This window comes from Halalkalibacter okhensis, assembly GCF_000787375.1.
GTDB lineage: Bacteria > Bacillota > Bacilli > Bacillales > Bacillaceae_D > Halalkalibacter > Halalkalibacter okhensis.
On sequence record NZ_JRJU01000044.1, the window covers coordinates 12,420 to 34,512 of the forward strand.

General features: G+C 34.2%; 19 protein-coding genes. 1 reads left to right on the forward strand and 18 read right to left on the reverse strand.

The window, feature by feature from the left end; genetic code table 11:
- Window positions 1–237: 237 nt before the first annotated feature.
- The 9 genes from LQ50_RS20760 to LQ50_RS20800 form a co-directional block, all read right to left on the reverse strand.
- Complete coding sequence (locus LQ50_RS20760; protein ID WP_034633119.1) at window positions 238–1,140, reverse strand: F510_1955 family glycosylhydrolase; 903 nt, start codon at window positions 1,138–1,140, stop codon at window positions 238–240.
- An 87-nt stretch (window positions 1,141–1,227) separates the two neighbouring features.
- Window positions 1,228–1,437, reverse strand: coding sequence for an SHOCT domain-containing protein (locus tag LQ50_RS20765; RefSeq protein WP_034633120.1), 210 nt, complete (start codon window positions 1,435–1,437; stop codon window positions 1,228–1,230).
- Between the two features lie 13 nt (window positions 1,438–1,450).
- Entirely contained in the window at window positions 1,451–2,161 is a 711-nt protein-coding gene (locus LQ50_RS20770) for a cytochrome c biogenesis CcdA family protein (RefSeq protein WP_034633122.1), read from the reverse strand.
- 12 nt (window positions 2,162–2,173) lie between these two features.
- Complete coding sequence (gene ccsB, locus LQ50_RS20775; RefSeq protein ID WP_034633124.1) at window positions 2,174–3,370, reverse strand: c-type cytochrome biogenesis protein CcsB; 1,197 nt, start codon at window positions 3,368–3,370, stop codon at window positions 2,174–2,176.
- Between the two features lie 21 nt (window positions 3,371–3,391).
- Window positions 3,392–4,999 carry a cytochrome c biogenesis protein ResB gene (gene resB, locus LQ50_RS20780; protein ID WP_034633127.1) on the reverse strand — a complete coding sequence of 536 codons (1,608 nt, stop codon included), beginning with the start codon at window positions 4,997–4,999 and terminating at the stop codon, window positions 3,392–3,394.
- Between the two features lie 5 nt (window positions 5,000–5,004).
- Window positions 5,005–5,535, reverse strand: coding sequence for a thiol-disulfide oxidoreductase ResA (gene resA, locus LQ50_RS20785; protein ID WP_034633130.1), 531 nt, complete (start codon window positions 5,533–5,535; stop codon window positions 5,005–5,007).
- A gap of 391 nt (window positions 5,536–5,926) precedes the next feature.
- Window positions 5,927–7,321 carry a sensor histidine kinase gene (locus LQ50_RS20790; RefSeq protein ID WP_034633133.1) on the reverse strand — a complete coding sequence of 465 codons (1,395 nt, stop codon included), beginning with the start codon at window positions 7,319–7,321 and terminating at the stop codon, window positions 5,927–5,929.
- Between the two features lie 18 nt (window positions 7,322–7,339).
- The gene (locus tag LQ50_RS20795; protein ID WP_012961010.1) at window positions 7,340–8,038 is read right to left on the reverse strand and encodes a response regulator transcription factor; all 699 of its coding nucleotides are present in this window, start codon (window positions 8,036–8,038) and stop codon (window positions 7,340–7,342) included.
- Window positions 8,039–8,109: 71 nt separating this feature from the next.
- Window positions 8,110–8,820, reverse strand: coding sequence for a hypothetical protein (locus LQ50_RS20800; protein ID WP_034633139.1), 711 nt, complete (start codon window positions 8,818–8,820; stop codon window positions 8,110–8,112).
- 308 nt (window positions 8,821–9,128) lie between these two features.
- Between LQ50_RS20800 and LQ50_RS20805 the strand changes: the two genes are divergently transcribed.
- Window positions 9,129–10,148, forward strand: a complete 1,020-nt coding sequence (locus LQ50_RS20805; protein ID WP_034633142.1) for a metal ABC transporter solute-binding protein, Zn/Mn family — start codon at window positions 9,129–9,131, stop codon at window positions 10,146–10,148.
- Window positions 10,149–10,568: 420 nt separating this feature from the next.
- On the opposite strand, the gene LQ50_RS20810 is transcribed toward LQ50_RS20805, so the two are convergent.
- The 9 genes from LQ50_RS20810 to LQ50_RS20850 all read right to left on the reverse strand — a co-directional run bounded on the left by LQ50_RS20810 (window position 10,569) and on the right by LQ50_RS20850 (window position 21,998).
- Entirely contained in the window at window positions 10,569–12,143 is a 1,575-nt protein-coding gene (locus tag LQ50_RS20810) for a multicopper oxidase family protein (RefSeq protein ID WP_012961013.1), read from the reverse strand.
- 295 nt (window positions 12,144–12,438) lie between these two features.
- Window positions 12,439–12,654, reverse strand: a complete 216-nt coding sequence (locus LQ50_RS26105; protein ID WP_237563772.1) for a hypothetical protein — start codon at window positions 12,652–12,654, stop codon at window positions 12,439–12,441.
- 191 nt (window positions 12,655–12,845) lie between these two features.
- The gene (locus tag LQ50_RS20820) at window positions 12,846–13,778 is read right to left on the reverse strand and encodes a metal ABC transporter substrate-binding protein (RefSeq protein WP_034633144.1); all 933 of its coding nucleotides are present in this window, start codon (window positions 13,776–13,778) and stop codon (window positions 12,846–12,848) included.
- Window positions 13,779–13,806: 28 nt separating this feature from the next.
- Complete coding sequence (locus LQ50_RS20825; protein ID WP_034633145.1) at window positions 13,807–14,685, reverse strand: metal ABC transporter permease; 879 nt, start codon at window positions 14,683–14,685, stop codon at window positions 13,807–13,809.
- Complete coding sequence (locus tag LQ50_RS20830; RefSeq protein WP_012961017.1) at window positions 14,682–15,428, reverse strand: metal ABC transporter ATP-binding protein; 747 nt, start codon at window positions 15,426–15,428, stop codon at window positions 14,682–14,684. Before LQ50_RS20830 ends, LQ50_RS20825 begins: the two co-directional genes overlap by 4 nt.
- Before the next feature lie 493 nt (window positions 15,429–15,921).
- The gene (locus tag LQ50_RS26110) at window positions 15,922–17,439 is read right to left on the reverse strand and encodes a hypothetical protein (protein WP_034633152.1); all 1,518 of its coding nucleotides are present in this window, start codon (window positions 17,437–17,439) and stop codon (window positions 15,922–15,924) included.
- Between the two features lie 195 nt (window positions 17,440–17,634).
- Window positions 17,635–19,251 (reverse strand): hypothetical protein, encoded by a 1,617-nt coding sequence (locus tag LQ50_RS20840; RefSeq protein ID WP_034633155.1) that lies wholly within the window; start codon window positions 19,249–19,251, stop codon window positions 17,635–17,637.
- Window positions 19,252–19,296: 45 nt separating this feature from the next.
- Entirely contained in the window at window positions 19,297–20,286 is a 990-nt protein-coding gene (locus LQ50_RS20845) for an ATP-binding protein (RefSeq protein ID WP_034633157.1), read from the reverse strand.
- Window positions 20,287–20,294: 8 nt separating this feature from the next.
- A complete protein-coding gene (locus LQ50_RS20850; RefSeq protein WP_052144894.1) occupies window positions 20,295–21,998 on the reverse strand; it encodes a TnsB C-terminal domain-containing protein in 1,704 nt (567 codons plus the stop codon).
- Between the last annotated feature and the right edge of the window lie 95 nt (window positions 21,999–22,093).

Here is a 22,093-nt window from a genome sequence, read left to right on the forward strand (position 1 = left end):
TAAAATAATTACAACATATAATAAAAAACACTTCCTCAATTACAACCCTCCTCCCTCACGTTTCCCAGTTCAACAACCTTGCAAAATCTCCATCTATTTTAACATAAAATTACATTTGTCTTTCTTAATCAATAAGACTGTTACTATAATAGTTGATCAAACCTGTAATAAAAAGCGAAAAAGGGATAAATGACTATTTGCCTCATTTACCCCTTACTGTTTCATTGATTAACCTTTTTAATTCTTTCTACTTCCTTCCTCTGCCAATACTTCCCACGTTTTCCCAAAGTCCTTTGTCTCATAAATACTTTGTTTCATTGATCCGAGTACTAACATTTGATCATCTGTTGGATGGTTACTAATATACATAATGTAATCATCGTCTACCTTAAAATTCAGAGATGCCCATGTTTCTCCAAAGTCTTCACTCAAATACAAGCCTTCCTTTTCCCCAAAGAGATAGGCTACTAAATCTTCTGAATCAGAATCAAGAGTTTGGAAAGAACTTGCGCTAAGATTATTTTCTTTTAAAGCCCACGTTTGACCACCGTCAGATGATTCATATAGTCCTGTCTCAGTTCCAGCTAGTAAGTAATCAGGAGATTGCGGATGAGACGTTAATGAAAGAACCGAAGCTACAGGTCCTGGTAATCCTATAGTATCAACCATCTCCCAATCATAACCTCCATTGTTTGACCGATATAGGTTTGAGTTATATACATCAATTCCATACATGAATTCTTGGTTTCCTTCATTTACATGTAAAAGATGAAAATCGACTTCCTCATAAAGTGCAATTGGTTCCCATGTTTCCCCAGAATCATGACTAATAATGACCCCTAATGGATCAACATAGTCAGATCGAGCACCAGGATGTCCACTTGAGATCATCAAGTCCTCATCTATAATTGTATAACCCATGAAATCATGCTGATGTTCTGGCTCACCAACTAATTCCCAACTGTCTTCATTTAAATTAATTAAGCCCATATGTGTAGCTAGAAAAATACTCTCGTCATGTTGTGAGTATTCTAATCCATGAATATGCATAAACGAGTCGATCTGATTTGTGTCATTTGAGCATGCTGATATAACAAATAGAGATAGAGTAATCATACTAGCCATTAATCCTTTTTTCATTGAAATAATCCCCTTTAAATGTGTTTTCTTTTTGTTGGAAATTTGCTCAATATATCGTTAAAACCTTCTACGATAGAGCGACAACTTCTATTTTAACATGTTCTTTCTCTTTACAAATTCTTCTTCTGAGATTTCACCGGTTGCGAAACGTTCCTCCAAAATGGCATAGGGAGACTTCGCTTTACTTTCCAATCGAAACAAAAGCCTTAGTATTAAATAAATGATTACAAGCAGAGCAAGTGCAACAAATCCCATTTTTAAGATATACGACATCATTTCAGCTGAATCTCCAAACATACGATCTCCTCCTTTAAAAGCCCATAAAGCCATTAAAAATATTATTTACTAAATAAGAGGTAATTCTAGTCATCCAATCAAAATATAAAAATACACCAAATATGATCATTAAAATTCCACCAAATTTCATAATGAGATTTGTATATTTTTTAATCCAATTCATTCTTCCAATAAAGAATGTCATCAAAAAGAACGGTATTGCAAACCCAATACTATAAGCACTCATATAAAGCATCCCGGAACCCGAGTTGGTCATACTTAAAGTAATAACGGAAGCTAAAATTGGGCCAATACAAGGAGTCCATCCAGCAGCAAAAGCAATTCCTATTACATAGGTTCCGACATATCCACTTGGTTTTTTGGAGAACTGGAATTGATGATTTTTCATTAGAAACGAAGGTCGGATTACTCCTATAGTTATCAATCCAAACAAAATAATGAAAATGGCCCCTAGTTGTCTAATGAGATTATTGTATTTCAAGAATAGGTCTCCTACTAATGTTGTGGACATTCCAAGCACAACAAAAATAGTAGAAAACCCTAAAATAAAGATGAACGTGTGGAACATAGCTCTTGGAGGTAAAAAACGACCTTTTTTCTTCATCTCATCCACCGTCATCCCGGTTATATAGGATAGAAAGGCTGGATATAACGGGAGATTACAGGGGGATATAAAAGATAAAACCCCCGCTCCAAAAGCCAATAATATAGTTAAATCTGCCATAACAATCTCCTTTTAAGCGTATGAATGTAATCCTGCGATGACTAAATTAATAAATAGCAAGTTAAACATTATGATCCCAAAACCAATCACTAAGAGCCATGCGGATTTCTCACCATGCCAACCCCTTGATAGTCTTAAGTGTAAATAAGCAGCATAAAAAAGAAACGTTATAAGAGCCCAAACTTCTTTTGGATCCCATCCCCAAAATCGTGTCCAAGCGATTTGAGCCCAAATCATGGCAAATATTAATCCACCTAAAGTAAAAACTGGAAAACCAATAATAATCGATCTGTAACTAACTTCATCAAAAAGTTGTGGACTAACGTTTTTCAAGATAGGTTGTATCGCAGCTGCAATCCGTCTTCTTAGAATGAAACGTAATAGAAGATAAAGAATACTTCCTGAAAGGATTGACCATAAAAACGTATTAAACTTTCTTGGAGACTCCACTCCGTTCATCCAGCCGGGTGTTTCAAATAATGGGCCAAACCGGTTTTGATCAGCTGTTATTAATTCACCTTCATAAGGACCTACAATAGCCGGTAATTCATATTCAAGCTGTGCCTCCACTTCCCATTCATTTATCCAATTAAAAGTGACAGAATAATTAATTAACGAAAACACTCCCACCGTTATTGCAATGGCTACAGCACACGTTACCGAATAAATAACAGCCTCAAGCCAAAATGTTTGTTTAGAGCGTTTGCTTTGGTCAACGACACGTATGAGGTAGATTAAACCTGCAATAAATCCAACCCCTAGAATCCCTTGACCAATAGCAGTGGTTATCACATGAATATGAAGCCAGTAAGTTTGCAAGGCGGGTATTAAAGGCGTAACTTCTCTTGGGAATACTGATGCATAGGCAATGATCACAATTCCAACAGGCATTGAGAAAATACCTAATACCGGCTTCTTATAAATAAGATAAAGAATTAGAAACGCAAAAATAATAGTTAATCCTAAGAACGTGGTATATTCAAACATATTACTAACCGGAGCATGTCCAGCCACAATCCACCTAGTGACAAAATACCCTAGTTGTGCTAAAAATCCTGCACACGCCAGACCAAAGCTGATCCATCCCCACCTCTTCGTTTTATTACCTAATGTACTATTTTCATAATAGATCGTAATAGAGAAAGTAATTGTCGCGAAAATGTAGATAAAAAACGCCGCGAGCAATAGATTACTACTTAGTTCGACCATGTTGTAACACTCCCAAACCACTTATTTGTCTTCTGTCCTATCGACCGGCTGTTCGAGCTCTGCCTCTTTTGCCACTTCAGCCATTTCACGTTTAAAAGCATACCAATTCTTATTCGTATGGCCTGCCATCATTACTTTCCCATTCTCTTCTTGTATCCAAATTCTTCGGTGAGTCCAATAGCTTCCTTGGACTAAACCAATCATAAAAATGAATCCTCCTATTACTAAAATGGACAAAGTATAGTCTTTTCGAACAATCAGCGCAGATACATGTTTTGTCTCTAGATCAGATAACCTAATGGAATAAACATTTTCATCTGTAGGATCGAAATTACGTCCAATAGTTAAAAAACTCACTTCTTTTTTTTCTTGATTTGGACTATTCACTTCAAAGATAAAGGCAGGATTATCAGGAATCCTTGATTTGGTACTTGGAATTCCATCATTATTTAAATAATAGTCTGGTAGATAATCTTGTAATTTAACGTAGTAGTCATTAGGAAGATCATATTGTTGTTCAGGATAAAATAGATCAACTTTAAACTCTCCAATCGTTTCACCTGTTTCATCATGTTCAACTGTAAACATCATCTTATTTAACTCATGGAGTTTGTAATCAACTTGATATAGACCAAACCCATCAAATTTAAAGGGATCATTCACCCTGATTTGGTACGTATCCACTTCTTGAAGATCGCGCTGTGAACCTACTGGACCGTCATCGTTTCGTTGGTACAGTGTCACGTTTGTTTGATAGGTTTTAACAACAACTCCCCCTGCTCGATCAATCGCCGTTTGGAAGAGCTCGTCATTTTCATCGTATAATTCAACAATAAACTGATGATTTTCCAGATAGTATTCTCCATTTGTTCCTGGGATTACCTCCGTATCCCCTTCTCGAACCCAAAGGTGGTGATCAACAAACATTCCCGGAAAAAAGCGTAGCATCCCACCAATTAAGAAAATAATGAGACCAATATGGTTTATATAAGGTCCCCATCTAGCAAATCGGCCTTTTTCAGCTAAAATAGAGGTTCCATCTGTTCTAACGTTGTATTTCTTTCCCTTTAAACTACTCAACCATTTCTCTTTATTTGGCGCTATATCTAGTTGTGTTTCACTTACTAGACGCTGTTTCTTCATAAAATTGATGTGTTTATGGACACGTTGGTGTTTTAAGGAACGATATAAGGGAAAAAAACGATCCACACTAGCAATGATAAGTGAAACGGTCAAAGCAGCCATTAATAATAAATACCACCAAGATTGATACAGGTTATGAAAACCTAATTCATAATACACTTGTCCGAGAAACCCATATTGATCTTGATAGTACTCTGCCGGATTAACGGTTGGTGGTATATACATTTCCTGTGGAAGAATGGTCCCCAATGATGACGCTAGCAACAAAATGACAATAATCCAAATCCCTACTTTTACTGAGGAGAAAAAATTCCATATTTGATCAACTATCGTTTTATTGTAGGTTTGCGAACGTCTTGCCGCTCCTTCATAACGCATATTTAAAACTTGCTGATTTTCACTCGCGACTAATGGTCTGCCGCATCCTCCACATAAGTCTGTTCCTTGAGGATTTTGCTGTCCACAAGAACAGCTAAGGTTATTCATTTCAATCACTCCTGCGGTTTAATACTTTCCATATACTGTGCGATCGCTTGCTCTGACATGCCTCCTGTAATGATGTTAATGATTTCCCCTTCCGCATTGATTAGAAATGTAGTCGGAAGTGGAATAACACCATAACGGTCTAATACTTGTTGTCCTTTATCCATAGGAATTGGGAACGTTAAGTTTAGTCTTTCTACAAAGCGCTGAACGGTTAATTCGGGTTCACCTACATTTACAGCAAGGATTTCAACTCCCTGATCTTTATATATCGCATATTGGTTTTCCATATAAGGCATCTCACGCTCACACGGTGGACAATATGTACCCCAGAAATTCAAAAAAACACCTTGCCCCCGGTAATCTTCAAGCTCCACCTCATTGCCATTAAGATCTGTAAGAACAAAATTTGGTGCTTCATCGCCTACCCGAACAGCTGCATCCGCATCTGAAAAAAAATTAGAATAAAATGTATACCCTATCGCGATTGCCATGATGAGCAAGGTCACTGTTCGGATAAATAATCGTCTAGTTTTCATAGAACTCCTCCTTTAAACCTACAATAGTTAAGAGTATAAAGAGAAATTGTGAAGGAATCATGGAGAAATGCTAAATTGGAAAATCTGTCACATCCTATTCATATAATCACTATGACATAAAAAATGAGCCCCTTAATATTAAGAGGACCCATTATAGTACTATTTAATATGCTTTGCCTTTTTGGTGTAGATTTTAAAGATCATATAAACGCAACTTACTAGGAAAACTGGAATAAGAGTATATAAACAAATGGTAATAAAGGTAAGACTAAGATGACGATGGGCTTCAGGTAGAATCCAAGTTGCTGAAATCGTTAAACATATAATTCCTAATAAAATAAAAACAAAAATAACTAGCCATTCTGCTTTCTTCAATTGGCTTCATCTCACTTTAATCCAAAATTTTGGGTAGAATAATAGTGAATTCAGTTCCTTCACCAACAGTGCTCTCCACCTCAATTGTCCCATTGTGTAACTCTATTAGTTGCTTCACAATGGACAATCCAAGACCAGTACCACCGAAAGCCCTAGACCGAGACTTTTCTACTCGATAAAAACGCTCGAATATATACGGTAGCTCCTCTTCTTCCATGCCAATTCCCGTGTCCCTAACCTTAATCTTAATATTTTCATCATTACTAACAGTATAAATTGTAATGGATCCTTCTTTCGTATACTTTATTGCGTTTTCAACTAAATTTATAAGAACTTGCTCCAATCTTAAAGGATCACCAAGTACTATACTGTCTTCCTTATCAGATAGTTCACATAGGTATTCTATATTAAGGTTTTGGTCTAGAGCTTTGTATGCCGTTTTCTTTACAACAAGTTTTATAATTTCATTAATGTTCACTTTTTTATGTTCAAGATTAAAACGGCCTTCGTCCATTTGTGCTAAGTCAAATAAATCATCGACTAAATAAGTTAGTCTTGTAGCTTCATGATCAATAATTTCAAGGTATTGGTTTCTTTCTTCTTCTGTTTTCCAACGCCCTTCACGCAAAACTTTTGAGTATCCTTTTAAATAAGTCATAGGTGTGCGTAACTCATGTGATATATTGGCAAAAAACTCTCTTCTTTGTTCATTTACACGTTGTAAACTGAAAGCTAAATCATTGATAGCACGTGCCAGTGAACCTAACTCATCACCTGATTTCTGAATAGTACGTGTATTATAGTTGCCTTTAGCAATTTGTCTTGCAGCTTTTTCCATACTTACTAATGGCTGAGATAGTTTTTTGGTAATGAAATAAGTAAGTCCAATCCCTAGAAATAAAGATCCAATCGCTGAGAGTTTCAGGAAATCTTGTACTTTTTTTATGGATTGTATGATACTCTCGAGCGAAGAAAAAACAATTACATGCCCCTTTGAATTATTAACATTTATATGTGAAGCAGTCGCAATATACGTTTTCCCATCAGAATCTTCAAATGAATTAGTCATATAGTGCTGCGAATCAGCAGAATGGATAAGGTTAAGAAGGTACCCTGTGTCATGATGACTCATCGAAAAATTCGATTGAGCCCAGACCTCTCCTTGATCACTAAGTGCTAGCATTTTTTGATTCGAGATTTTCGCAGCTACTTCCACAACCTCTAATCGGTTTTCAACAGTACTATCATTAATTAGATTAGCATATTGAGAAGACAGCATATGTGTTTCTTCTTGGGCTTGACTAACATAAAACCCATAAAAAATTTGATTCATGACAAAGCCTAACGGTAATATTATCGTAATTAATAAGAGTAGAATCGTAAGGCCTAATTTAATATCAATTCGATTCATAAGTTGTACCATCTCTTTTTATACAAATTTGTATCCAACACCCCATACAGTTATTATTCGATTATTTTTTAGGCCAGCAGCATAAAGTTTTGATCGTATATTTTTCATATGAGAGTCTACAGTTCTTTGTGCTCCTACATAATCCTCTCCCCAGATTAAATAAAGAAGGTCGTCTCTCGTATACACTCGTTGTGGATTTAAAGCGAGCTTATATAAAAGCTCGAACTCTTTTGCTGTTAATTCAACCAATTCATTATTCACATAGACACTTCTATTTTCATAATAAATAGATAATCCATCTTCAAATGCTAACTTTACTTCGTCTTTCTTTGCCTCAATTGTAGTTACTCTTCTTAGCAATGCTTTTACACGCGCTATTAATTCTTCTGGTTCAAATGGTTTTGTAAGGTAATCATCTGCTCCTAAATTTAACCCATCTACTCGATCTTCTAATGCCTTCCTGGCTGAGAGCATTAGTATAGGAATTGTTGAATACTCTCTTACGATTTTACATACCTCAAAACCATCAAGATCTGGCATCATAATATCTAGTATAATTAGATCATAATTATCTGGGTTATTCCGAATCTTAGTAATAGCTTCCTTACCCGTCGAAGCCTCAAATAGGTCAAATCCCTCATCCTTCAAATAAATCGATAAAAGAGTTCGCATTTGAAACTCATCATCAACAATTAAAATAGTTTTGTTTTCAATCATATGTTTAACCCCTTAGTATTTAATTTGAAACGAAATGGTGAAAATTATGAAAACACGTTATCATATTAATGTTAAAATTCTAATGTAAAAGGAAGTTCCCATATCGTTTCTGACAAATTTGCTCTTGAGATCATTAATAAAATTGTCTCAGGTAGTGGTTGAGCGAACTCAAATTCACCTTTCATCGTATTTAGATTTTGCTCAGTTCTAGATACCACTGGATAAATCCTCTCTCCTTCAAGCTCTATCGTTACCCCTATTCCTTTTGTTGGATGTACATCATTTAAATTTAACCTTAAATAGTTATCCTTTAGATCTATATTTGTTAGTATAATTCCGTCACTCATAACATTATTTCTATTCCCATCTATTTCAAAGGTCACTAATTTTTTATTGAAAGTTGGCTTAACGTATAACGAAAAAGATAGGAATCCTGCTAATTTTTGGTTTTCACTTTCACTTAAATAGAACTCGCGTATCATCACTTTCTCATCATTAACGAACTCTGTTTTTTGCTCCTCATTAATTTTGTAAAATTCATGACCATTAGCTAAAATGATCTGACTTGGAAAAGCAACAGCATAATCATTTTTGTTAATTCCGCCCTCCGTAATACTTTCCAGCGTTACTGTTAAGAAAAAACCATTCTCTACTTCCACGATTTCATCTATTACCACTTTTATATAACTGTTTTCATAAATATTTTGAACGTCTTTGGTATCTGGTTGTTGACATCCACCCAAAGTAATAAAAACGAATATCAATACTGATATTATTCTCACATTACTCCTCCTATAGCCCACATATATAAAGGGTTAACCTGTCAATTTATATTAAGTTACAATGATTCCCAATATTTTCAGAGAGTAAATATTACTAGTCGCACTATTATATTTCCCCTAGATAGAAACACTGCTTTTATTTGATATAACAATAGAAGATAAATGTGGAGAAAAGATGAAGATAAAAAAAATAAGATATTACCTTTTCAAAAAAAACACTGTAATTATTTAGAAACACATACTTTCTACACATTTTCTAGTTAACATCCAAAACGTAACAATTTCGATTTAAAAAAGGAGACAAGATTATGAAAATGAAGCTTACGGTTTTACTACTATTATTTTTCATCGTTATTCTTGGTGCATGTAACGCATCAAATAACGAGGAAGAATTAATAGACGGTGAAACAGAAAATACCATTACAGAAGAAGTCTTAACAGTTGTCACAACTACTTTTGTTTTAGAAGACTTTACTCGGAAAATTGGTGGAGAACATGTTGATGTGATCAATGTAGTTCCTTTGGGCGCAGATGCTCATTCGTTTGAACCGACAGCTAGACAAATGATCGAAATAATGGAAGCAGATGCGTTTGTATATAACGGAGCCGGCTTTGAAGGCTTTGTTGATGCGGTACTAAAAAGTATGGAGAAGGAGGACGTTGTAGCTCTTCAAGCTTCTAATAACATTCCTTTAAGAGAAGATGATGATGAACACGATGATGAACATGTGGATGTTCATGAAGAAGACGAACACAGTGATGAGAACTTGGATGTTCATGAAGAAGACGAACACTTGCACGCTGGAGTCGATCCGCATGCTTGGCTTGATCCGGTATATGCCCTGCAATATGCTAAGAATATATATGATTTACTTGTTCAATTACAACCTGAATTCGAAGAGCAATTTACAGAAAACTATACTAACTTAAAAATTGAATTAGAAAATTTACACGTTGAATTTGAAGAAATGGTATCTACTGCTGAACGAAATCAATTTATAGTATCTCATGCTGGCTATGGATATTGGGAACAAAGGTACGGGCTTGAACAAATTGCAATATCTGGACTATCACCTACAAACGAACCGTCTCAGCGTCAAGTTGAAGAGATTCTTGAACTAGGTCAGTCTCTGAATCTTACTCATCTGTTTGTTGAACAAAATTTCACATCTAAAATTGCTGAAATGATAGCTGACGAAATTGGTGCTGACATATTATATTTACACAACCTTGAAGCAGCAACACAAGAAGATATTGATAACGGCGAGAACTATATAAGTATAATGAGAGGGAATATTGAAGCTTTAAAACAAGGTTTAAATAAGTAAGAAATTAGAATCTCATTCATTTACATTAGTAGGCAAACACATTTCAAATTGATTTGTGTTTGTTTATTTTTCACTAAAACAACTTTATAAAATCATTCTTATTATAATTCTAATCCTAGTTAAGGTTGTGAATTTCAACTTAATTCAGATAAAACGGCAGTGGTGGCATTGTAGTATTTTATAATAATATTTTGAAAATCCCTCCATAAACTCAACGTTTGTTTAGTATCGTATCATGCCCCCCAATCTACATTTTTTAATTACAATTTAAAAAATGATCGAGTCCCCCTTGCTTTAAACGTTAACTCTACAGAACAGAACATCACTATTTTATTATTAAAGTAAATTACCCGAACAATAAACCGAAAACGGCCTATCATTCGAGTAAATTTCATTTTAATGATTTTTAACTAATAGGGATTACTCTGGTGTATTTGGAATAGTTGGATCTAATGTGAAAGTTGGTTCGTATCCTTTGTAACGAACTTCTGCTACCATCCCACCGCTCGCATGATGAAATTCATGACAGTGGAACATCCAATTCCCAGGGTTATTAGCCTCGAAGACGATTTCGTATGTTTCACCAGGTTTAACGTTTAACGTATCCTTTAGAATCGGAGATCCTTGAATTGGGTTTCCATCTTTCGAAATTACGTTGAAAAACTCTCCGTGCAAATGCATTGGGTGATCGACCTCTGTATCGTTTACAATGGTAAACTTAACAATGTCACCTTCTTCTACTTCATAAATTTCATGGTCAGGAAATTGTTTGTCATTAATCGTGAAGGTCTCACCTCCATCTTCCGTTCCAAGAAGCATATCATACTCTTTTGTAATAACTCCAAGATTCTGTTCCATCGCCTGTCCATAAGTAGTTAAATCAAAAAATGAATAGTTTGAATCATTCTCTTGTAATTCCTCATCTTCATAACCATCATAAATAACAGGAATTACAGTATTAAGAGTTTTCTCATTTTCTTCAGCAAATACTTGTATTCCCCACGCTCCAGGGTTTTTCATTTCTACCTCAACTTCATAGCGTTCTGCAGGTGCAATTCGAAAAGCTGTATCATTTAAAAGTTCTGGTCCATTTACAGGTTGGCCATCATAGTGTGTAATTTTAAAAGAATGACCCGGTATAGATACTACTTGTGTGAATAGCCCTGCATTCACAAAACGAAGTTTGACTTTATTTCCTTCTTCTACTTCAATTGCTTCAATTGCAGGTGAAGCCTTACCATTTATAAGTGGTGTGTCATACATTTCATTCATCATATCTGCATGACTTAATTCACTTGCAACACCGTCCATATCACCGTGATCCATATCATTCATTTCACTCATGTCCATGTCACCGTGGTCCATTTCACTCATTTCACCCATGTCCATGTCACCATGATCCATTTCACTCATATCAGTTCCCATTGAAGACCATTCATCAATTACAATTACTTCATCTACATCATATGACTTATCAGCTGACGACTCAACAATAAAGACCCCATAAAGACCTTTCCCAACTTGCTTTGAACCATCTTGGTGCGAGTGATACCAATATGTTCCTGGTACATCGGCCTGATATTCATAAGTGAACTGTTCGCCAGGCAGTATTGCATTTTGTGTTACACCAGGAACACCATCCATCTCATTCGGAACCGGAAATCCGTGTAGATGAAGAGCAGTAGGTTCGTCTAAAGAATTGGTCACATTTAAAATTACAGTATCTCCTTCTTGAACTCTAATTTCTTGACCAGGTAAACTTCCATTATAAGTCCATGCATCATCCATGATTTCATCATTGAACATCCAGTGAGTTTCTGTAACATTTATGTCAAAAACTCTCTTTCCATCTTCTGTTGTCGCTTCCTGTGTTTGTTCTTCCTGCTGAGATTCACCATGTCCCATCGCAGAATGGTCAACAGCATCATTTGAGCAACCGGCTATAACTAAAGACAATGCCAGCGCTATACCAGCTAATCCGTATGGCTTTTTCAATGTTTATTTCCCCTTTTCCAAAAAAAATTTAATTACATTCTCAAAAATAAGTCTAATAAAAAAGTATATAGAATTTATGAAGAAATAAAATTAAACTGCATCTTCATAAAAACGTCACACTTATTTTTCTCTGAAAAAATAAACAAAAAGCTAAATTACGCCAATCAATTTTCCTTTTTTAGAAGGATACAATTATCCTTTATTAAAAGATATATGTGAAATACATCACCTTTACACAGACCCAAAGCTCTTGTTAATTCTGTAGGAATACGAATAGAGCCTCTTTCACTCACTATCATTTTATTATCAAGAGAATGATCGGAGTTTTTTTAATAATTAGATCTTTTAAGCCATCTGCTAATCCTACTGCAACCTCTTCTCCAGGTAAGATATTTAATTTCCTCCTAATTGAACTGGGAATGGTAATGTGCTGCTTATCCTTAAGACTACACATCAAATTACTATCAGTTAATTCTTTAACTTTTTCTTTAAAATTACTACTTATTAACATTAATCTCACCTCATTTCAATGACTATTAATAGAATAGGATTGAAATTTAAAGAAAGTGTGAAGAAGTTGCAAAAATTTTATTGGTACATTTTGTGAACTAATTTTTGCTTAAATAGTTTTTAACCAATTGACGATTCATAAGAAAACACATTACCCTTTGTACGGATAATGTGTTTTCTTTAAAACATAAATCACTTACTTAAACCTTCAATAATTACATTAATGTTTGACTCCATCATTTTTAAATAAGTATCCCCATCTGTTCCTGCTTTTCCAAGAGAATCTGTATAAACAGTGCCTACAATAGGTACACCCGTTTCTTGTGATACAGTTTCCATGGTACGGCGATCTACACTTGTTTCAATAAAAAGAGATGTTATCCCTTTATCTCGCACTAGATCTATTACATCACGCATTTGTTGAGGAGAGCCTTGATTTTCAGAATTAATTTCCCAAATATACCCTGTTTCTATGTCATAGGCGGCACCAAAATATTTAAATGCCCCTTCACTTGTAATTAAAAATCGCTTATTCTCATCGATAGTCGCAATGCTTTCAATCGCTTTCTCATGCAGTTCGGATAGCTCTTGTATATATTGAGTAGCATTTTCTACATAAATACTCTCATTCTCGGGGTCTTCTTTAATTAATGCATCGCGTATATTTTCAGTATACGTAATTCCGTTACGCAAATCGAGCCAAGCATGTGGATCAGCTTCCTCTTCTAAGCCTTTGGATTCTAAAAGAATCGGTACTACTCCTTCACTCACTAGATAAACGGGTGCATCCTCATCTCCTTTTCCGGCAACTTCAATTAACTTCCTAAACCATCCGTTTCCTTCTTCTAAGTTTAACCCATTATAAAAGACAACATCTGCATCAGTTGTTTTCTTAACATCCTCTGGAAGTGGGTCATATTCGTGTGGATCTGCACCGATGGGGGTTAAATTATAAATTTCTACTATATCTCCTCCGACATTTTTTGTAATATCATAAATAATAGAATAAGTCGTGACAACCTCCAATTTTTGATTCGTACTTTCTTCTTGACCAGTCGGTTTACTACCACATGCCCCAAGTAAAAACAGTGTAAGAATTGTAGTAATAAATAATAAATTTCTCATATTTCCTCTCCCTTTTACGAATATTATTTTAGACATTTGATTGTGTTACCAGCGCTCTATTTTTTCGAGCACGTAAAGAACGCCATAACAACCCTTGTTTAGGTGATAAGAAAAATGCCATGGCAAAAAATGTACTTGCTACAACGACAATCGTTGGTCCAGAAGCTAAATTATACGAAAAGCTAAAATAAAGACCAATTATTGAAGCAACAACGCCAAAACCAGCTGCTAGAAAAACCATAATCCCCAAGTGATTCGTCAAGAGGTAGGCAGTTGCTGCAGGTGTTATTAACATCGCTACAACTAATACAATCCCGACTGTTTGCAATGAAGCAACTGTAGCCATTGTTAAAAGGGCCATTAACAGATAATGTATGATTTTATTAGGTAAGCCATAAGCTGCTGACATAGTAGGATCAAAGGTCGTAACAAGTAACTCTTTAAAAAATAGATAGACAGATAGTAATACTATGACTGTAACAATTAAGGTCATCCACATTTCAGAGGTAGGGACAGCCAGAACATTCCCAAATAAGATATGGTATAAATCGGTGCTACTTTGCAAGAAAGTAATAACGATAATTCCCACTGCAAAAGCAGCAGTAAACATGATGCCAATCGATGTATCATCTTTAATCCGACTATTTTGACTAATATAGCCAATGGCAATCGCTGTAAGTAAACCAGTCACTACAGCACCATAAAAAATATTGATTCCTAGCATATAAGAGATCGCAACCCCTGGAAGAACAGCATGCGAAATGGCATCCCCCATTAAGGACATCCCTCTTAAAATGATAAAACAACCTATAACTCCACAAACAATCCCTACTAGAACTGATGTAAGTAATGCTCTTTGTAAAAACTCATATTGTAAAATAGACTCATAGAAAGCAATTATACTCATGATATTGTCATCCCCATTTCCTCTAAAAAGGATAATTGTCCATGGTAAGCTTTCGAAATTATCTCTGGTCGACATACCTCGTGTACAGATCCATATTTGATTAGTTCTTTATTTAGTAACAACAACTCATCAAAATACGCACCTGCTTTACTTAAATCATGATGGACAATGAAAACGGTTTTTCCTTCATCTCGCTGTTCACGCAAAATGTTAATAATGGTTTCCTCACTTGTCACATCGATCCCGACAAATGGTTCATCAAGAAAAAACAATTCTGGATTTTGAGCTAACGCCCTAGCAACGAATACTCGTTGCTGTTGCCCACCCGATAACTCTCCAATTTGACGCTGACTATACTCTTTCATCCCAACTTTTTTTAAACATTCATAGGCCCATTCTCTTTCTCTTTTCTTTGGTCGTTTAAACAAGCCAAGTTTCGGATATGTTCCGATCAAGACTGTATCAATCACTGTAATAGGGAAGTCCCAGTCAATAGTGCTACGTTGAGGGACATAGGCAATTTTCTCCCGCATTTCCTGAATCGATTTACCTGCGATGTTTATTTCACCCTTATCTTTTGGGATCAAATGCAACAGTGATTTTAATAAAGTTGACTTTCCCGCCCCATTTGGACCGATGATTCCAACAATTTCCCCTTTTTTTGTGGAGAATGATATATTTCTTAACACTTCTTTTCCGTGATAGGAAACATGTAAATTCTGAATTAATAATATGTCGTCCAACGTTTTTCACTCCTTTTAGTTGTTTGATGATTTGCATATAACTTACAAACTTTCACTAAGGCAACTTTTTGCCAAAAATAAAAGGTTCTACAAGAACACCTCTAATAAATTAATTTATGTATTTGCATTAACGAAATAAACTTGTGCTTGTAAATTTATTTTTCCCTAGTGCAACTTTAATACCATTATATTCACTCTATTTCTAATTTACAACCTAAATATTCTGTTTATGATTGTCTATTTTAAAATAAGTCTGCAAAAAAAAGAGTCGAATCGTAGTTACTATGCGATCTGACTCTTTTTTTGCACACTTATTCTCTTTCTACTAGAATAAACCTTGAAAATTTGATCTTTTGCTACCTGTTATAACTCCTCTTTTCCGCCGGCTAGACAAGTACACTATTGAATCGTAGAAAATATTCCAGTTCAAGTAAGAAGTATGATTGGTTCCAAAATGCATAAAGTCAGCCTCAGTTTCCACTTGCAAAACTATTTATATTCTATCTATAGCATCTTTTAAAGGGTGTTTATTTATTTCTTCAGTTGTATTACTAACTCTAGTAGTTGTTTTTGATGGGCAGATTTTTTGATAATCTATATTTATAGTTGCACGTTCCCCCCATGAATGGAATACAAAAGGCCCTCCTTTGACAATAGGAACCTCTATGATAAAGGGTTCTATATAATCACCATGAGTAACCAGATCCGGTATATCAGCTTTCCCTAAACTAAGTTGTTCCAGTATATAATTAAAGTAGTTAATAGCTAAATAATAAACTAAACGTTTTAGGAGTTTAATAAATTCTTGAACATTATCTAGGTCGGTAATTTCAAACATACTATTAAGGTCATCAGTTAATAAATACAGAAATTCTCTATCTACATGATTAGCATAGTCAAGTCGCCTTTTGTATAAGCGATCTGAATATGATTGTGAATTATCTACATCATAGATCTGATCAAAACCTTGGATTGCGTATCGCCATTGGAGATATGCTTTAGCAATAGGGCAACAATTTCTCGAATGTAAATTTTTTTTCATACGGATTAGGCAATGTTTATGCTTTGAATAAATCTCTTTTCTTAATTTTCTAGCCGTACAGTTTATTATTGTCTTGGTCTCTTGAAAAATAATTTCGTTATATTTGATTCCGAATCCATAATATTTTAATGAAGATTGATTAGTTTTGATAGGGAAATTAAGTGCATTTAATTTCTTAACTGTAGTATGGTTCTCCCTTAGATCCTTTGTATGGATAAAATTGTTCTTAATGTTATTGGAAGTTTTCAATAAATTTCTAATCATTGTATAACTATTATCATCGGTTTCTTTTTTATCTACAAAAAACAAGGATGAGGTTATAATTTTTTTCTCATCAGGTGGAAGTAACATCCACTCTTTTAATTCAGTAAATTTTATTTTATGGAAAGTTGGTTGATACCACTTCGGGCGATACGGATTGATGAAATTACTAAAGGTATTCCCGCAGTTACACTGAAAGGAATTAAGCTTGTTCCTAAAGTTAGTTCGATATTGTTGGTTATTTTCCGAATTGCCGCAGCAAATTGAAGATGAGTTAACTAAGGGGATTTGGTGAAAGGGACATATATTATTAAGTAATTTAAACTGGTGCAATAAGCTATGAAACCCTTGCGTAATACATTGAGGACAAAAATAAAGTTGAGGATAAAAATATTTTAATAGATTATTTTTTCCATCATAAATTGGATCAGTCAGAAGATTAATCATTGATTGGTTATGCTCAAATAAAGAAAAGCTAAATATTTGTTTGAAATTCATATCATCTATGCCTTCTAAGGTGAAAAGATCAATAAACCTGGCATTCATATTTGACTTTACTGGTCTTACGTATTCTGTACCTATTAAACCTAAAAAGTCTCTAGTTGTAAGTGCATTAGCATATTTAATTTTTTCAATTATTGTCCATGGTGAATCAAAAGGACATACCCACTTACTATTCCAAGTGACTTCCCCTATAAAACGTCTCAATATTGTGCCCTCCAAACTTATTATTAAATAATGTCAGGGTTATTCTTCTACTAGTATTGACAAGAAATTCTATTAATATAAGAAAATATACATAAACAGTTGGATTTTCACTAAAACCTTTATAAGGGAATTTCCTGAGATACAGATAAAATAAAAAATTCGCCAGAACAATAAACTCTGACGATTTCATGCAGATCATTTCATGTCAACTTCTTTATTGTAAAAGTTTCTAGGGATACTAAGTTCGGAATGTCTTAACTCCTTTTCTGAAAATCTTTTTTTACTCTGTGATGCAAAAGGACATAAAAGAGTTGAATATTTAATTGTTTTGTCCCACCAATGAAATTCAATCGGTTCTTCTGTGTCTTTTGATGGGAATATGACTGTGAAAAAAGCCAGATCTTTATAGATGTACTGTCTAAAATTAGCCTCTTCTCTTGCTTCACTATATTTTGTTGAGATACGTAACCAATTCATATAATGGTTTGACAATAAAACACTAATAATTTTATTGATAATCCAATTCAAACCCACAAGCTCTTTATCTCGAACATAGTCATAATAATCGATCCATTCATCAACAAATGATTTAATGAAGTCTCGATCTAAACCAGAAGCAACATCCAGATCATAAGGATATTTTCTATTTGCATGACCATACCTATCAACTTCATAAAAATGATCAATTTCATCAATTGATTTTCTCCAAAATACATATGCATAAGCGTGAGGACAAATTGGTGGGAATGACTTGTTCTCTTCTTTTAATAAACGAACTAATCGCTTAACACATGTTCTATGCTCTGGATAGATTGTATTCCTAATGTGACGAGCGAACGCTTTAACTGTTTTTTGTGAGTTATTATAAATATAGTCGTAGTGTTGTTGGTATTTAGGGTTATTGTTTAAAAGTGTCCAGGAATCCACGACATCATTAATTTGGCTGTTCTTTAATAAATAATTTGCATTCTGTAGTTCGTTTTCGTTTATGCCAATTTTTAGCGAATTAATATAGTTCGAGGTTTCTATTTTATGATAAGTATATTCATATTCCTTAGAGATTTTAAAATCACTATCGACCACTGAAATCAATTTTTCTAATACCTCTGAATCATCTTCCAAGTCAATTCCAGAAAAGAACCTACATTTATTTAATCTGTTGATTTGACTCTGATCAAGATTCAACCAAGCATTCAATGCTTGAGATTGAATATCACCTATTGGTTTTTTCCATGAAAAAGTTGGATTTGGTGTAGTTTCGGATGTTAACCAACCGTTCCCACACTTACAAAGGAATGGTCCATCAGTATATTGATCAGAGAGCAAATAGGGTATTGGATTACGACAATAAGGACAACCTTGAATTAATGGCAGCTTATGAAACGGACAAAAATGAATTAATTTGGATTGGAAAAATAAACTGTGGTAGCCAGTCTTTAAACAATCAATACAAAAAAATAAGTCATCTCTAAAATAGTAACTAGAACTTTTATTAAAGTTATAGAAGCATTGAAATAACTTTTGCAATAAATAATTATTATGTTGGTGCAATGAAAATCCTAAGAATCGTTCAACTATATCTTCATCTAAACCATTTAAATGTATTAATTGTCGGTGTGTTTTTCCGAAACTCTTTAAATTTCTAACTTTCTCTACTCCAAATAATCGCAATATATCATTTGCATCAATAAAGTTGGTGAATTTTAGTTTTTCAAATATCCCCCATGGTGATTCATAAGAGTTAAACCAATCATTGTTCCAGTTTAACGTAGCATTTCTTTTATTTTTAGGAACTTCATGTTGTAAATTCAAATGGAGTTATTCCTTTCAATATTGTAACGAAAAACAATTTAACTTTTAACCAAAAATAACGTTGGTTTCCGCTTCTATATAACCTGAGTTTTCAACTGCTTCTTCAAAATGCTCATCACTTAATCCTTCTAAATTTTCTCCTTCAACACCAAATTCTCTTAACAGGTATTCTATTGTTAAAGTAATATATTGCATTGGAATTTCTATTTTGGATCTTATTCCTGCAGCTTTTCTTAATTGTATAAAAGCTTCAAAGATTGAGTCGGTAAAATTTTTCAAACGAAATCCATTTAAATAAGCAGTAGGAAAATAATATCTAGTCATAGTCCATGTTGTATCTTGTGGATATGAATATTTGTCGTAACCTTCTAGTATTTCTTCTAGATCACCTTTGGTTTTCACTCCGCTAAATTGATGTTGATGTACCATAAAACGTCCAATGATTTGTTGTTTCCCTTCGGCTCCAAATGAAGATCTGCGATTTACTAATTCATCTTGCCCTACTAAAAAGACGGTCAAGCTGATTCCTACTCTATCTAAATCATTATAAATATCCATTAGCCAGCCATATTGCATGTCAACCAATCTTTGAGCATCATCTATAAAGAAGACGATTCTCCTCTTACCTGATTGATTTGCTCGTTCAATTAAAAACCAGAGTAGACGTTGGCGCTTTTTATCTGCCTTGCCTGAAAAGGGAACCGCGTGGCCAATGTCTAGTAAAATATCTTGAAAGAAGATATTTTCGTTAGCATTTTTATATTCTCTAGACAAAAGAAAGTAAATTGGTATATTATCAAATTCTTCAGGTAGGATACGCATTAAATATTCTAATGCACGGGTTTTGCCTAATCGTGGTCTTCCATGGATGATAACACCCGTTGACCGATTAGTAAGACATTGAACAACTTTTTTATATAAATGATCAATTTCATTTGTTCCAATTAGATAACGGCCTGTTTCTATTGGGTGAGTCCCTTTTGGAAATAATGGTCTTGTTTCTGGTAATGCTTCACTTTTAACTATAGGATGCATCTTTTCACCTACTTTCTAAAATTAATAAAATATAGTTTTTCTGATTTTTTTATCTCTGATCCTTTTGACCTTTTTTTCTTTTCTCTGAGTTGTTTCTTCTGATTGAACTCATCATTTGTCTCAATAACATCATTTTCTTTTAATTCATTAGAATTTGAATAGAAAGTTGTCTCACGAATACTTTTTTCTAGAGCAGCTAATTTATTTCTAGTATTTTTATTTGATTTTGCATTTTCTAATAAAAAGTTATGATATATTTGGACAGCATCATCCTGGTTTGTAAAATGCATTAGTTTTCTATGGCGCATTTTAAAAATCTCTTGCCTTACAAGCAAAGTATGTGGAGTTATTCCCCATTTCCCTGACGCTTTTAAAAGTCCTAATTCTGAACCATCAGGATAAAATGCTTTTATTACACGAAGATCATCTGTATTAACTACTAAATCTAACTTCATCCCAATTAAACCATAAGAATTTGATAAAATTGGGTTGGTGTATCGGACATTTTCATATTGTATATATGGCCGACGTTTATCTTTGACATTGCCATTGATTGTTCGCTGCGCATGAAGAGTCATAAAAGCTGCCTCGCTTCTTTTTTCTATAGATATTTGATCAATAATCATAGGGTTTTGTTCAACCTTTTCTTTCATTATTTCAAGAGGAGAAAGGAAACTAATCCCTTCATGTGGCGTTCCATTATATTGAGCTATTAAGACCTCAGTAAGTTCCTCTATGTGCTCAGGTGAAATTCGATACTTAATCGCTTGTTTGGCCGCATCTTTCCGACGAGAATCGTTAGGGTTGCTACCTGTTGTATTGGGCAATAGATGAAAACCATTTTCTTCCAGAATTCCATAGAACCGTTCTTGAATGCTTCTTCTCAAAGGTGATTCAACTGGTCCAGCATTTATTGCACATCCCACAACGTTTTTCAATCTGTCTTGCACTATTGTTGAAAGATTAGATCGAGCATTATCATAAAACATTTCTCCCCACACTGCCCATTGAGTTTCTGGAATAACCGCTGATGGAAATCCTCCATCTTTAGGATATTCAAGTCCAGAAATCGTAAAAGTTTTAGGTTGCCACGGAACAATCGCATTTCGAATACACCTTAAAACATCTGAAGAATTGTATTCTTTATTAAAACTAATATGATAACCAAGAATATTTCTTGTAGCCACATCCATAACAGTTAAGAGCCAGATTCTATTAATTTCTTTGACTACTTCTACTTCTTCAGGTGTATTTATTACAATAGCAAGGCTTAAATCTAGTTTGTGGCCATCAAATTGAACACGTTCAAACGGTCTATTTATTAAAGATATTTGATTTGTTGATTCATAAATTGGAACTGATCTAAAATTCAATTCCTTAACATATCTGTAAAGGCTTCTTCTTCCTTGTTCAGAAGTATTAAAAGGATAATGAGGTGGCGCGATACCTAATTCACGACACTTTATTATAAATTTCTTATGGATATGTTTTGTTCTGGTATTAAGCTCAGATGCTGCCTTATTTTTTTGTTTAAAAACATGTCGATCTATTAATTCTCGTAGGTCAGGATATGTTTCCAATAACAGTTGAAATGCACCATTGTTATTATCTTGTTTTGATTTAGGTAATGATTGTCGGTTGTAGGAATCAATACGCTTGTGGGGAATTAACGCTCTAAATCCCCACAGAACCCCTTGTTGATCAAACTTCAAACACTTTTTTAAAAAATACTTATTTGTGATCTATTAATTCCAGTTTCCTTATGAATTTGTGTATGTGTCTTGCTTTTAAAATACATGAGGATTGC